Below are 13,329 nucleotides of genomic sequence, written 5' to 3'. Positions count from 1 at the left end.
CTCCTTTTTTCAAGGAGGGGTTGGGGGTGGTCTGGCTAGAACTAGGAAACTAGACCTAGCTTGTCGTTCAACGACCTTTAACCACCCCCAACCTCTCCTTGAAAAAAGGAGGGGAGCTCCTAGTTTCTAACTACTTCACGACCTCCACCTTGATGTCGACATCCTTCTTTGGCCAGCTGTAAGCATCGACTGGCTCGTTGGCTATTTTGTCGATAACCTCTAAGCCCTCGACTACTTCGCCGAAGACCGTGTATTTGCCATCGAGGGCCGGAACGCCACCATCCGTCTGGTACGCTTTGAGTTGGGCGGGCGTGAGCTTGCGACCCGACATGGCTTGGGCCATAGCAGGAGCCATCTTTTTGCCGTGCACGATGTAGAAATCGTTGTTAGAGGAGAGGCGGCCTGGGTTCTGCTCGTCGTCGTAGCGGGCCATGCCTAGGGCACCGTGCTTGTGAAAGTGAGCGGGTCGCACTTCGGGGGGCAGGTGGTACTTCGTAATGCGGATGGTGCGGTGGTCGGAGCGGCCACCCTGTATCACGAGGTCTTTCACCACACGGTTGAAAACCGTTTCATCGAACACGCCTTTGCGGGACAGCAGCAAAAAATTGGCTTTGTGGATGGGGGTATCGTCGTAGAGTTTGATGCGCATATTCCCTAACCGCGTGTGAAGAATAACTTCGGAGGCCGGGTACTGCTTCAAATAGGCAAGGAGCAGGGGCGCCGCGTTGCTGTCGGTGAGCGTTGTGAGGTCGGGGCCCGGCGCGGAGGGTGGAGCAGGTTTCGCAGCAGGAGCTTCGGTGGGCTGGTCTGCCTGGCCGCACGCCGTAGCAAACAATAGAGCAACGCCTAACCCTACTACTTTCGACCAGCCAACGAGCACAGAACGGAGAGAAAACATAGGAGCGGAAAAGAGAAAAGTGCAGCGCCTCAAACGGCGCTATCCGAATAAACGGGCTGCTAGCTGACGTATAACCTAGGCAAACAGCTTGAAAAGCAAGAGGCTAGGCCACATAAGGCACAAAAAAAGTTGCTGCCGCCCAAAGGCGACAGCAACTCAAAGTAACTAGAATATGCGGAAAAGACCGGGGCTAGCTTACAGCTTGATGCCCATCTTTTTGGCAATGTCCTTGAACATTTCCGGATCGTAGTCATCAGCGCCGGGCGAGTTGAGCTGGGGCTCTTCCTCTAGCTCGGGGTACGGCACGCCCATAAAGCCACCTTGGATTACTTCCAGGGGTTGGCCGTCTTCGGGGTGCGAACCGTTCCAGATGATGCCCGCTTGCTTGTAGTCGTCGGGGCTGAACGTATAAAGTTTCAAGTGGAGCTTCTGCTCTTCTTGCAGCTTTTTCGCTTCAGGGAAAGCATCATTGCTAAGCTCCGGTACGGGCACTAGCTTGCTTACTTCCACGCCAGTTAGCTTCTCCAAGGCTTTTGCGTAGGCTACCACGTGTAAGCCACCGCGTACCAGCAAGTAGCCTACCATCGTGCGGGCGCACGGATCGGTTACCATTTCATACACGCGCATCTTGTTGGCCCGCGCTCCGCACTCCAGGAAGAAATTATGAAGCAAATCAAGCTTTAGGTTGCCGCTGCTGTGCACATATTGGCCTGTCCAAGGGTTGCCCATCGAGTCGTAGGGCAAGGCCGCTTGGGCGCTGGAGAGGAAGTGGTACGAGTTGCGCGCGTCAACTACCTCTTTCAAGGGACCTGGCTTTGGATCTTTGCCCCGAACGGTTTGGCCCGTCAAAAGCAAGTTGATGGCGTACGATACCGCCTCAATGTGGCTATATTCTTCGGCTGCAATGCTACAAGTCAGATCATAAAAAGGGCGCAAACGGTTACGTCCGCGGAAGTTGAACGACTGGAACGTGTAGTTCATTAGGGTCGACATTTCCCCGTATTTACCACCTAGCAACTCCTGAATGGCGGCCGCATCATTGGGCGAAGGATTCTTGGGCTTGGGCAGTTCAACGGCCAGCCGGTCATAGCGTAAGATCATTGTAGGCAGGTAAGGGTGAAACGAAAATGAGTCTACGGCGCGGGGAGCCGAGTGTATCAGCTCCCCGTGCCGTAGACTCATCGTACGCGGTTACTTACCTGGGGTTGGTATAATATATTGGAGCTCAACAGCAAATGCGGAGCGCCCCGCGACCTAGTTCCAGCCGTCGTCTACCTTCTTTTGGGGCTTTATTTTCTGCTTCTGCTTAGGAGCTTCGCCACCCTTCGTCTTTACTTTTATCTTCTCAGGCGTAGCTGAGGGCGTTGCGGGAGCCGCTGGAGCTGCGGCGGGCGTTGCGGCTTCGTAGGTAGCAGGCGTGGCCGGAGCTTCTTCCGCCGACTTAATCTCGTCGGGGCGCTCTATGGCTTTTTCTTTCTGTAAGGCGAGCAATTTTTCCTGGGGCACCAGCTCATTCTTGTTCCAGGTTTTGATTTGAGCGGCTAGCTCGGCCTTTTCGGCCTTGGTTTGCTTTTTCGGCAGCAAGGCATCTAGGTCGGGGCTGCCGGCATCTTTCCAGGCAGTCATCCACATCGAAGCCACCATTGTGGGGGCACCCTTGAGCCGGTAGGCTACCTGCCCGCCTACTTCCTTGTGGTAGGCATCGGCGAAGGCATCAGAATAGGAGCGACGCGTTTTGCCAAATTTGTGTGAATAAGTGTATTTGGTTTCGGGCGTGAAGTCGCGCGTCACCTTTTCCTCCAGGTCGAATGTAGCACCTAAGAAGCCGTATGACTCTTGCACTACTTGCCAGATAGCGCCCTGTGGATCCTTCAAGTAATGGCCCGGGTCGCTGTCGAGCTTGTACTCCGCAATGTGGCGCTCAGGTAACTTGCTTTCCCACAAGCTGTGCAAACCGGCCTGGTTAGTCAGCTGGCCGTCGTAGTTTTCGGTGGTGTGCAGCGGCACAAAAGCGTCCGAGACGTAGTGACCTAGATCGGCGGAAAGGCGAATGATAGCGGTAGTGTCACGCTGCTTAAACGCTTCGGTGAGCTGATCCTTTACTTCCATCACCGTCCACGGCACCGTGCCGTATTTGCGTAGCGTATCGGTGGAGTACTTGGCGCTGGCTTTGTCCCAGGCTTTGGGCATGTCGCCAAACGGGTTGTCGCCGTAATGGTCCATGTCGATGTAATGTTTGGGGGCTTCGGCAGGGTCGGCTTCGCGGCGCTCATCGGGCGCCGTTATTAGCCGTACAATTTCGGAGAGGTGCCGAAAATAAAAGCCTTGCATAGCGCTAGGCAAGGCGTAGATGGCAACCTGCCCGATGGTGCGGTGGGCAAAAAAGCCCCAGCCAGGGGATAAGGCTGGTAGCAGGAGCACCAGGGCCAGCACAAGTAATGTCTTTCTCATAACGGATAAGGAAAATAAACCGCCAAGCGTACGGCAATACGAAGGTCGGAATTTTCTTATAAGTTTTGGATAATGCCGGGATATTCGGAGGAGATAGGAGCTAGCTAGTAGAAGGTAAAAGTTGCCAATTAAGACAATCTTGCGCCCACCAGCTTCTATCTTCTACTGCCTCGCCCTCAAGCCCTAGGTCCTGCCATGAATATTTCTAGGAAGAAAATAAATTACGACATCAACCCGCCGCTGCGTAAATACCTGCACGACTACGACCGCGAAACTAAGCTGCCCGTCACCTACGCCGATTTGCAGCACTTCACGGGCTCCTTCCCGCGCCTCGACCGTGCCGGGCGTGACACGCTCTGGCAGACGGTATTTTACGAGCCGAGCAGCCTGCGCGAGCTGTCTACGGGGCTGTCGGAGGTGTATGCGCTGCTGAAAACCGACGGCGACCTGTCGTTTTCGGAGCACCTTATTGCGGACCGGATTGATTACTGCCGCTTCGGGAATAGCAATCCGTTTCGGGTGCGCATCGTCAACCAATACAACGACAACTACGACTACTTCTACGTGAAGCGGGCGGATGCCTCGCGGGTGTACGGCCTGGAGCTAGAACACATCTTGTCGCCTAATCGCATCAACTACCTCGTTTACCGCGATTCGCTGATTGAGGAACACATTGCGGGTATCCCCGGCGACGACTTTATTCGGCACCACCTCAACCGGCCCCACCTCAACCAGGTGCGCATTGCCAAAGAGTTTGTGAAGTTCAATGAACGGTGCTTTGCCCGGCTGCTCGGCGACATGCGCGCCTACAACTACGTTATCGACGTGACGCCCGACTTCGAAGATGAGCAGTACCGCGTGCGGGCCATCGACTTCGACCAACAGAGCTACGAGGGGCGCAAAACGATGTACTTGCCGCAGTTCTTCAAAGACAACCTAGCTATTGTGCAGATGTGCGGCGAATTGCTCACGGCCGAAAGCGTGCGGCAGTACCAAACAGAGGAACGCTCGCTCATGGCCCGGCGGGTGCGTACCGCGCGTTACCGTCTCAAAGATCTGATCGACTGCATGCGCGCCGATGAAGTGTCGACGCCCGAAAAAGTACTCGAGCTGAAAGCCGAGCTAAACCGCCACCACCGTACCGAGCTGTTTGATCGTTGCCGCTCCATGGGCGACGTTGTGCGGTTGAACCTGCAGATTATGCTTCTCGGAAAAAAAAGGTGAGCGGAGCATAGTAGCCTACGCTAGCTATGCTCCGCTCACCTTGCTATGATGCCGGTATGCTACCTAGCTTTTCTTCGTGCGGGTTTCTACTGCCTCAGCAGCATACCGCTCCGAATAGCGTTCTAGCAGCTCCCCTAGGCGCGTGAAGATGAAGTCCACAGCTTGCTCCCGAACCGAAACACAGTCGCCTTCAAATTCTTGGCGTACTTCTGTTGCGTGATTTTGGTGCAGGAAGGTAAAAAACATAGTGCCCACCGGCTTGATGTCGGCTTCGGAAGCACCGGCCCCGCATAAGCCCGTGATGGCGACGCACACATCAGCGGGCAGTTTCTTGTGCAGGCCCATCACCATCTCGTTTGTCACCTGCTGCGACTCGGCCGTGTACAAACTCAAGGAATCTTGGCTTACTCCCAGCAGCTTGTGCTTAGCCAGCGGATGGTACGTAACGACGCTGCCGAGCAATACTTCGGAGCTGCCAACACCTTTGGAAAACTCGGATGCTAGCAGACCCGCCGTGCAGCTTTCAGCAAAGGCAATGGTGAGCTTGAATTGCAGAAATTTCTTGACGAGGTTATCTATTTCGGGTGTTTCCATTGCGAAAGTACATAGAGCGTAGGGCTGCATATACTTTCGCAATCGGTTCTGGGTTGGCAACAAACAGCGGCTTTTATTGCCCGGCTCTTAGCTAGCTCAACTGTACAAGCAGCATACTCTAGCGCTTAGCTGAACCATTGGAACGTAGCCTTTTAGGACGCCTGATTGGATAAGCCGGTCATATAGAAACGGTTATCCCACAAGCTCCTCTAGCGCCTAGGAAAGAGCAATCAACTACGCGGAAATAGCCACGCAGTAAGTGCCAATGGAGCACGAATTAGTTAGGAAAATACGACATGAGAATCAAAACGCTTTAATCTTAAATTAATGTATATAAAGCGTTGAATAAAGCAACTTTTGAGTGGTTATTTCAGTCAACTAAACAGCACCTAGAGGATGAGCGTGAAGTGACTTGTTGGTGAAGAAAAGTAGGCTGCTGTAGCTAGGGTTGATTACCAATAGATCAGTCAGTTTATACGTTCACCTTTACCACTCAAGTAATGTTTACATGTCTATTATTCTGCCTGCGTTGGCAAGGCTTGATTATGCTATTTGCTCTGGTGCTGCTATCAGATGTTGCCAGCGCGCAGACATTTGATCAGGTAACGGCCATTGATGCCAGGCTAGGCAACGGCACCGCAGTGGGATACAACTTGGCAACCGACGCTGCTGGTAACGTCTACGTCACAGGAACATTTCAGGGGCGTCTTGTACTCGGGTCTACCACGCTAACAAGTGTGGGCGCCGATGCTCAGTTTGTAGCGAAGCTAGATGGGAATGGGAGTTGGGTGTGGGCCGTACGTGGTGGCAACACCAGCTCGCAAAGCTCCTTTAGCAGTGCGCCAAACTTAACAGTAGACGGGGCCGGGAATGTTTACGTCACGGGACCATTACTAGGAAGCTTTGCTTTCGGATCTACGGTCTTACAGGCTGCCAGCAGAACCGGCGCTGATATAATGGTGGCGCGCCTGAATGGAACAACTGGGGCGTGGGAGTGGGCTGTGCGAGCAGGCAACGCAGATAATGTAGACAACACGCAACAGGGAACCGACATTAGCGTGGATGCTACGGGTCATGTATACGTTACGGGAGGCTTCAGCAAATCAACTACTTTCTACGGACCTGCCGCTACTCCGCAGCTTACCCTGACAAGCACGGGGAGTACCAGTGACATTTTTGTAGCTCGATTGGCCGCAACCACGGGTGCCTGGCAGTGGGCGGTGCATGGGGGCGGTGCCGGCTCCGACCTAGGTACGAGCCTGACCGTCGATGCTAGTGGGAGTGTGTACCTTACGGGCTCTTTCCAGGGTACCGCAGCCAGTCCTGCTTCCTTCAGCCCGGCAGCGGGTACTAGTGCACTCACCCTAACCAGCCCGGGTGGCTCCAGCGATATTGTCGTGGCTAAGCTCGACGAAAACTCCGGGACTTGGCAGTGGGCCGTGCGGGGGGGCAGTACCGAAGCGGATGCTGGAACAAGCATTGCCACGGATGCGAGCGGGCACGTATTTGTTACGGGAAAATTCAAAGGTGGCGGCACCGTGAATTCTTATCCACCGATTCCGGTCGCGCCCGCGACATTCGATAGCCCTAGTGCCGCGCAACTTACCCTCACGGGTACCCCTAGTGCGCTACACGACATCTTTGTGGCCCGACTCGACGCCACAACGGGCAATTGGCAGTGGATCGTGCGAGGTGGCGGTGGCTATACGAATTCGGGAACTAGCATTGTGGTAGATGCCACTGGTACACCTAGTATAACGGGATATTTTGGATCAGGCGCCTCGTTTACTCCGACCAGTTCGGGTAGTCCCATCAACTTGACTGGGCTTAGAGCTAACAATGGTTTTCTGGCACGATTAGATGCTGCTACGGGCGCATGGCAACAAGTAACATCGGTTGCTGCTCCCAATGGCTCAACTAGCTACGGCTCCGCCTTGGATGGTAACGGACACGTCTTTCAGACGGGCTTTGTCATAGGCAATGCAAAGTTCGGCGATTCGCCCGCAACGACCGTCCTAGGTTCTCACTTGCAAAATGTTTTTATAGCCCGGCAAGATGCCACTGCGGGAGCGGTGCAATGGGTGGTGAGTGCGGAAGCAGGTGGCATGAAGCAAGTAGTCAGTACGACTTCCGATGCAGCAGGCAACGTCTATGTGGCAGGAGTTTTCCGAGGAACTATCGTGTTTGGGAATACGACATTGACAAGTGAAGGGACGTACGAGGGTTCTGAGGGTTCTGGTAGTGACCTGGCGGTATTTATTGCCAAGCTAAACCCGGCAGGTGCCTACCAGTGGGCGGTGCGGATAGTCGGCACTGCTTTGTACGCCAATAATAACCCGTACCTATTCGATATTCGGCGGCAGGGCTTTGATATTGCCGCCGATGCTAGCGGGCACGTATACATTACCGGTGGGGTTATGAATAGCGCTACTTTTTACAATGCGACGACGGGTAGCGTGGCCCTGACCTTACCACAAACGTCACCACAAATAGGTTACAACCGTGTCCGAACCTTCGTTGGGCGTTTAGAAGCTTCTTCGGGTACGTGGCAGTGGGCAGTACCAGCGGGAACTGATCCAGTCAACAGCAGTGGTGGGTTTTGTCTGGCCATAGATGCCGACGATAACCCCTATGTAGGAGGTATTTTTCAAGAGAAAGCCACTTTCGCTAAAAGTGGTGGCGGCGAATTTACGCTCACCGCAGAGCCCGTTTATAGCGAAATGTATGTGGGGCGCCTAAACCCTGCGGATGGTACCTGGCGCTGGGTGGTACGTGGGGGTGGCCCCAGCAACGACGTAATCTATGGTATTGCAACTGATGCCAGCGGGCACGTATTCGTCACGGGCTGTTATATTGGTAGTAGCACTTTCGATAGCCCCACGGGTACTCAGCTTACGTCATCTGGCTTTGTGAACGGTACGCAAGCAGTAGTAGCCCGGCTCGACGCCGCAACAGGCAACTGGCAGTGGGTTGCGAAGGCAGGAACCACCGATCGACTCTCACAGGGAGTGTGCCTGGGACGTGGTATTGCGGTTGATGCTAGTGGTGACCCTTATGTAACGGGCAACTTTACCAAAGATGCCGTGTTTGGTTCGAGCGCGCTAAACCCGGGCGGTGATCAGACGAGCGCTTTCGTGGCGCGCCTCGATGGCGCTACTGGCACATGGCGCTGGGCCGTGAGCAGCAAAGCAGGCGCCGTCTCGGGCGATAACATCGAAGTAGATAAGGCTGGACACGTTTATGTGGTAGGTACGCTGTATAGTAACTCTACATATGGTACGCCTGTCTTTAATGCAGTACCTGCCACGGGAGCTTCTTTGCTAACGCCTACTACTTATGGTGATAACGATGGGTTTGTGGCCCAACTTAGTACTGCCACCGGCGCGTGGCAACAAGTAGCTACCGTTGGAGGCACTGGGCAGGACCAGGGCGCTGACCTCGTGCTAGGTAGTCAGAACCGGTTATATGTGTCAGGAAATTATATGAGCAGTGAACCGGCGTTTGGATCCTTGAAGACCTTGAATGGAGGGACTCATTATAGCACAGGCTTTTTAGCGCGTCTGTCATCGGGTTGGGTGTTGCCTGTGCGGGAAAAGCAGTTGGAAGCGCAGAAAGCTAGCTTCCGGGTGTTTCCAACGCTTGTCAGCACAGGGCAGTCGTTGCGTTATGCTGTTGAAGAACAGCTAGGAAAAGAAGCTCTGATAGAGCTATACACGGCGACGGGGCAGCGAGTAGCGCAGTGGTCGGTATCGGCGGCAACGGGGGCACTGCCAGCGCCAGCACTGCGCGCAGGCGTTTACCTGGTGCGCTTGACGAGCGCAGGCACTACGCAGGCCACGCGCATTGTCGTGTATTAAGTTTGAAAAAAAGCGCCTAGCCGCGTCTTAACATAAAGACGTGGCTAGGCGCTTTCGTTTTGGTTGATGCTCGCGAACTTACTCCTGTTTGTACACCACGCCCTGCTTCATCACAAAAGACACTCGCTGCAAGGTTTTGATGTCCTGCAAAGGGTCGCCGTCGACGGCGACTACGTCGGCTAGCTTGCCGGGCTCTAGCGTACCTAGGTTGGTGGTTTCGCCCAGCAGATCGGCGGCGTTGAGGGTGGCGGCGCGCAAGGCTTCCAAGTTGGGCATGCCCGCTTCGGTCATGTATTGAAACTCCAGGGCATTCACGCCATGGCGATACACGCCAGCATCCGTGCCAAAGGCGATTTTCACGCCGGCTTTGTAGGCTTTGCCGAAGGTACCTTGCAGCAAAGGGCCAATACTAAGCGCCTTGGGCTGCACCGCTGCCGGGAAGTAGCCCACGATTTTAGCCGAATCAGCCACTGACTTGCCGGCAATGATGGTGGGCACGTAGTAGGTGTTGTACTTTTTGGCGAGCTTCATGCCGTCTTCGTCCATGAGGGTCCCGTGTTCAATGCTGGTCACGCCGGCGCGTATAGCCCGCTTGATGCCTTCCGCGCCGTGTGCGTGGCAGGCCACTTTCATACCTAGGTCGCGGGCCGTTTCGACTACGGCTTTAATTTCTTCCTCGCTATACTGCGGACCGCTGCCATCTTTCGATAAGTCGAGCACACCGCCGGTAGAGGCAATCTTGATGACGTCGGCGCCGCGCTTGAACTGCTCGCGTACCGCTTGGCGGCATTGGTCGGGCCCATTGGCTACACTCGATGGCTGACCTAGCTTGTCCATCAGTTCGCGTGAGAGGCCATTCGTATCATCCATGTGGCCACCCGTGGCCGAAATGGCATTGCCGGCTGTGAAGATGCGCGGGCCAACCACTTGGCCGCGGTTCACAGCGTTGCGCAGCGATACGTTCACGCCCGAGCCACCTAGGTCGCGCACGGTGGTAAAACCGGCCATGAGTGTTTTGCGCGCGTTGTCAAGGGCACGGTACGCTAGGTCGGCGGGATTGAGGATGAACTGCTCGCTGAAGTTGTTTCGGCCGGGCTGCGTCTCGATATGTACGTGGCAGTCGATGAGACCGGGCAACACGGTTTTGTTCTTCAAATCAATCACCTTATCGGCCGCGCTACCGGTGGTGTAACCTTGCTGCACGGATGCCACGCGGCCATTTTCTACCACGAGGGTCATCTGCGTTTGCGCCCGACCGGAACGGACGTCGAGCAAACGGCCACATTGCAAGTAGGTTTTCTGGGCGTGTGCAGTAAACGCCGATAGTAGTAAGCCGCTGAGGAGGAGGGGTAGAGGTCGTGTGAGCATAGAAGAACGGTTAGGAAACAGCATTAAGGTAGGCATTAGAACTATGCTGCATGTAGCGGTATCTGGTCGAAATGCCTACCTTGTTCGGCGTTGTTCACTTCTTTTCCAACCTACCTTTTTCCTTAATGGCTACCCACGACGAATTCGAAACCGCGGCTCAGCGCGCCCAGCAACTCCCCACGAAACCTTCCAACACAGTTTTACTAGAACTTTATTCGCTCTACAAACAAGCCACCGAAGGCGACGTAACCGGTTCGCGTCCTGGTGGGTTTGATTTCAAGGGCATTGCCAAGTATGATGCGTGGGCTAGCCTCACGGGTAAAAGCAAAGAAGCGGCCCGCCGCGAATATGTGGAACTGGTAAACTCCCTGTTCGCCTCTGCCTAAGGAAGGCACCGCTTTAGGCAAGGTTCTCAAGCTCAAGCGAATTTTATAGCTAGCTTTTAAGAATATAACTACAATTTCAAAAGAAAGAGGCATCCCATCTAGGATGCCTCTTCGCTTTGCTAATCGTCCACAAAATCCGAGGAATCCGAAAAATCCGCTCGAATCCGTGGTTTAGACTTTCGGAGCGGGTAGGTCGAAGGCGACGGCGTTATGCTCGAAGTGGCCTTTGTGCGAACCATCACAGAAGGGCTTGTTGCTGGAAAGGCCGCACCGGCAGATGCTGACCCGCTCGCGCCCGCCTAGGCCATAGGGCTGGCCTTGCGCATCTACAATTTCGAAGTCACCCTCTACGCGCAGAGAGCCATTAGACAGAACGGTAAGTTTGGTTGCCATGAAGAAGAGATTAGGTAAAATAAAGCGAAGTATGCGTTGCGGAATACGTGCATACTAAACGTGTCGGGCAAGATACAACAAAACGCCCCGATCGATTAAGAACGGGGCGTTAGGAAAGCCAGTCAATTAGCTAACGAAGTAGCAAAGCAACCTTACTGCGTGAGCACTGCCGTAAACAAGCGCCGTTCGCTGGTACCATCCGGCAACAGCGCATTTACTTGCAACACATAGGTGTTGTTTGCCCGCGACATCGCATTCGTGCCGGTAGCTGTGGCACCCACTACGGCGCCATCAGCGGTGTTGCGGAGAGCATTAGCAGGTACGCTTAAAGTCGCCACGCCATCCGCAACGGGGAGGGTACCTAGGTCCTTGGCCTTCGCCGTACCGCTTACCGAGTAAGTGCTTGTAACCTGCACGTTGCTGGCCGCACTCACACCGCTGATCTTGAGCGTCAGGGTGCTGTTTCTGTTGTAGTCAGCAGTAATCGTCTCGATGTTGTCGTTGAAGGTGATGGACGTTTTGGGGACGATCATCTCGTCCAGAACGTCATCTTTTTTACAGCTAGCCAAGCTGAGCGCCACCAGGCAAAGAAGCAACAAGTGGTGTAAATATCTTCTCATAGTTGTCTTTCGTGAAAATGGAGGAAGGCCAATGGCTTTCCTGTGAAGCTAGGTTCCCTAATTCCTAGCGGCCTGGGTCCCAGAAAACGGTTGGTGCAGTAAGGTCCGTGCGAGCAGGCGTATTCTGTGGGTTGGCTGTCCGCTCCACGTCGGAGTAGGGCAGCACACGCGGAATCTGCGTCAGTACGGGGTTGATCGATACCGGTGTGAGGCTCGGGAAACCAGTACGACGCCAGTCAGACCACGGCTCGACAGCAACGCCATAGTTGGCTACAAACTTTTCCTCTATGATGTTTTGGAGTGGTGTAGCCGCCGTTGCCAGCGCAGGCCGACTCGCGATGTAGGTGTTGATCGCAGCAGTAGTCACGCCGGCCATCTGCATAGAAGCGGTGATGGCGTCGTTGAGTTTGGTTTGGGCTAGCGCTACATTGCCACTACGCAAGTAATACTCGGCCAGAATGAAGTTATACTCCGAGTACGTGAGCATCCGGATAGGCGCATCACCAGCGTATTCCTGTGCACCTGAGCCCGTTTTGGCACCACGCAAAAATGTACCAATTCGGGAGAAGTTAGTGTTTACGCCTAGGTAGCCAGTACCATTACCCGCACCAGTATATTGCCCCGCTGGAGATTCCGTGAAGTAGAACGGACGGCGTGGGTCATTCTTGGTATTCATTATGTTCACCAGCGTAGTGCTGGGGAAGAACTGGTTGGCCCGGCTCGTCTCAAACTGGTTGATTGGATTCGTCTTGCCGGCTACGGCTTCAAAAGCTAGCTGGAAGTTATCCGCGTTGCTCGTCATGAAGGCACTAGCGGGTTGGCTTAGCAGCGTAGCCAAGTTGGAATTAGCCGTTGCGGAAAGCTTGGGGTAGTAGTGCAGGTAAAGCCGCAGCTTAAGCGTGTTGGCAAACTTCTTCCACTTCACTATGTCACCACCGTAGATCAAGTCGTCGGCACTGGGACGTAGCGTAGAGGTTTTGTCCAAATCGGCCACGCCAGCGTCGATTAGGGTAATGAGGCCCGTGTACACATCCTGTGATGACGTGTAGGCAGGTTGCGGGTTATCTGCAAACTTCAAGGCTTCCGTGAAAGGAATATCGCCAAAAGAGTCAGCCGTTATGGAGAACAAAAACGCTTGCATCAGCTTGCTAACGCCTGCGTAAACGGGGCTAGAAGTCTGCGTCTGCTCAATGAGCTTCTGCAAATCAGCCTGGGCGCTACCGTAAATAGCCGTGCGCCACACGTTGTTCATGTCCGTCGGCGTAATGTTGTAACGGTCGTAATCGACAGGTTGTACACCGGCGCCTCCTTGGCCCGCAAACTGTTGCACAAACAAGGCTGTGTAGCGGTGCAGGTCCGAGCCCATTAAAAAACCTAGGTGCGACTCGGCGCCCACCAACACGTTGTTGGGTGGCGCAACTAGTACGGCATTAGGGCTATTATTTACGTCCAAAAAGTCGTCGCACGCGCTGAGTAGCCCCAGCGCTGCGGTAAACGCTACGTATTTAGTAAAGCGAGAAAGTTGCATGCTTGCAGGA

Annotated in this window: 11 protein-coding genes; 3 read left to right on the top strand and 8 right to left on the bottom strand. The window is 54.4% G+C overall.

The annotated features are described in order from the left end of the window. Window positions 1-130: 130 nt before the first annotated feature. The 3 genes from BXP70_RS18470 to BXP70_RS18460 all read right to left on the bottom strand — a co-directional run bounded on the left by BXP70_RS18470 (window position 131) and on the right by BXP70_RS18460 (window position 3,349). Window positions 131-898, bottom strand: a complete 768-nt coding sequence (locus BXP70_RS18470; protein ID WP_086595594.1) for a peptidylprolyl isomerase — start codon at window positions 896-898, stop codon at window positions 131-133. A gap of 195 nt (window positions 899-1,093) precedes the next feature. Then, window positions 1,094-1,999, bottom strand: a complete 906-nt coding sequence (locus BXP70_RS18465) for a manganese catalase family protein (RefSeq protein ID WP_086595593.1) — start codon at window positions 1,997-1,999, stop codon at window positions 1,094-1,096. 153 nt (window positions 2,000-2,152) lie between these two features. Then, the gene (locus BXP70_RS18460) at window positions 2,153-3,349 is read right to left on the bottom strand and encodes a zinc dependent phospholipase C family protein (RefSeq protein ID WP_143436566.1); all 1,197 of its coding nucleotides are present in this window, start codon (window positions 3,347-3,349) and stop codon (window positions 2,153-2,155) included. 195 nt (window positions 3,350-3,544) lie between these two features. On the opposite strand from BXP70_RS18460, the gene BXP70_RS18455 reads away from it, so the two are divergent. Continuing rightward, window positions 3,545-4,573 (top strand): hypothetical protein, encoded by a 1,029-nt coding sequence (locus tag BXP70_RS18455; RefSeq protein ID WP_086595591.1) that lies wholly within the window; start codon window positions 3,545-3,547, stop codon window positions 4,571-4,573. 63 nt (window positions 4,574-4,636) lie between these two features. Here BXP70_RS18455 and BXP70_RS18450 read toward each other — a convergent pair whose 3' ends face one another. Beyond that, window positions 4,637-5,167: a CinA family protein gene (locus BXP70_RS18450; protein WP_086595590.1), complete on the bottom strand. Its 531-nt coding sequence runs from the start codon at window positions 5,165-5,167 to the stop codon at window positions 4,637-4,639. Between the two features lie 500 nt (window positions 5,168-5,667). Here BXP70_RS18450 and BXP70_RS18445 point away from each other — a divergent pair, with 500 nt between their 5' ends. Beyond that, window positions 5,668-9,024, top strand: a complete 3,357-nt coding sequence (locus tag BXP70_RS18445; RefSeq protein WP_086595589.1) for a T9SS type A sorting domain-containing protein — start codon at window positions 5,668-5,670, stop codon at window positions 9,022-9,024. Between the two features lie 78 nt (window positions 9,025-9,102). On the opposite strand, the gene BXP70_RS18440 is transcribed toward BXP70_RS18445, so the two are convergent. Next, on the bottom strand, window positions 9,103-10,392 hold the full coding sequence (locus BXP70_RS18440; RefSeq protein ID WP_086595602.1) for a metal-dependent hydrolase family protein: 1,290 nt from the start codon (window positions 10,390-10,392) through the stop codon (window positions 9,103-9,105). Window positions 10,393-10,517: 125 nt separating this feature from the next. On the opposite strand from BXP70_RS18440, the gene BXP70_RS18435 reads away from it, so the two are divergent. After that, window positions 10,518-10,778, top strand: coding sequence for an acyl-CoA-binding protein (locus tag BXP70_RS18435; protein WP_086595601.1), 261 nt, complete (start codon window positions 10,518-10,520; stop codon window positions 10,776-10,778). 171 nt (window positions 10,779-10,949) lie between these two features. Here BXP70_RS18435 and BXP70_RS18430 read toward each other — a convergent pair whose 3' ends face one another. The 3 genes from BXP70_RS18430 to BXP70_RS18420 form a co-directional block, all read right to left on the bottom strand. Continuing rightward, a complete protein-coding gene (locus tag BXP70_RS18430; RefSeq protein ID WP_086595588.1) occupies window positions 10,950-11,171 on the bottom strand; it encodes a CDGSH iron-sulfur domain-containing protein in 222 nt (73 codons plus the stop codon). A gap of 152 nt (window positions 11,172-11,323) precedes the next feature. Beyond that, complete coding sequence (locus tag BXP70_RS18425) at window positions 11,324-11,791, bottom strand: hypothetical protein (protein WP_143436565.1); 468 nt, start codon at window positions 11,789-11,791, stop codon at window positions 11,324-11,326. Window positions 11,792-11,855: 64 nt separating this feature from the next. Beyond that, window positions 11,856-13,319 (bottom strand): SusD/RagB family nutrient-binding outer membrane lipoprotein, encoded by a 1,464-nt coding sequence (locus BXP70_RS18420; RefSeq protein WP_086595586.1) that lies wholly within the window; start codon window positions 13,317-13,319, stop codon window positions 11,856-11,858. Between the last annotated feature and the right edge of the window lie 10 nt (window positions 13,320-13,329).

It is taken from the genome of Hymenobacter crusticola (genome assembly GCF_002154225.1).
Lineage (GTDB): Bacteria > Bacteroidota > Bacteroidia > Cytophagales > Hymenobacteraceae > Hymenobacter > Hymenobacter crusticola.
The sequence above is the reverse complement of the archived record's forward strand: the minus strand, read 5'-3'. Positions and strand labels throughout refer to the sequence as shown.

Excerpts from the sequence above, each read along its gene's own strand:
- BXP70_RS18470 (WP_086595594.1), bottom strand. The coding sequence starts at position 898 with ATGTTTTCTCTCCGTTCTGTGCTCGTTGGCTGGTCGAAAGTAGTAGGG.
- BXP70_RS18465 (WP_086595593.1), bottom strand. The coding sequence starts at position 1,999 with ATGATCTTACGCTATGACCGGCTGGCCGTTGAACTGCCCAAGCCCAAG.
- BXP70_RS18460 (WP_143436566.1), bottom strand. The coding sequence starts at position 3,349 with ATGAGAAAGACATTACTTGTGCTGGCCCTGGTGCTCCTGCTACCAGCC.
- BXP70_RS18455 (WP_086595591.1), top strand. The coding sequence starts at position 3,545 with ATGAATATTTCTAGGAAGAAAATAAATTACGACATCAACCCGCCGCTG.
- BXP70_RS18450 (WP_086595590.1), bottom strand. The coding sequence starts at position 5,167 with ATGGAAACACCCGAAATAGATAACCTCGTCAAGAAATTTCTGCAATTC.
- BXP70_RS18445 (WP_086595589.1), top strand. The coding sequence starts at position 5,668 with ATGTTTACATGTCTATTATTCTGCCTGCGTTGGCAAGGCTTGATTATG.
- BXP70_RS18440 (WP_086595602.1), bottom strand. The coding sequence starts at position 10,392 with ATGCTCACACGACCTCTACCCCTCCTCCTCAGCGGCTTACTACTATCG.
- BXP70_RS18435 (WP_086595601.1), top strand. The coding sequence starts at position 10,518 with ATGGCTACCCACGACGAATTCGAAACCGCGGCTCAGCGCGCCCAGCAA.
- BXP70_RS18430 (WP_086595588.1), bottom strand. The coding sequence starts at position 11,171 with ATGGCAACCAAACTTACCGTTCTGTCTAATGGCTCTCTGCGCGTAGAG.
- BXP70_RS18425 (WP_143436565.1), bottom strand. The coding sequence starts at position 11,791 with ATGAGAAGATATTTACACCACTTGTTGCTTCTTTGCCTGGTGGCGCTC.
- BXP70_RS18420 (WP_086595586.1), bottom strand. The coding sequence starts at position 13,319 with ATGCAACTTTCTCGCTTTACTAAATACGTAGCGTTTACCGCAGCGCTG.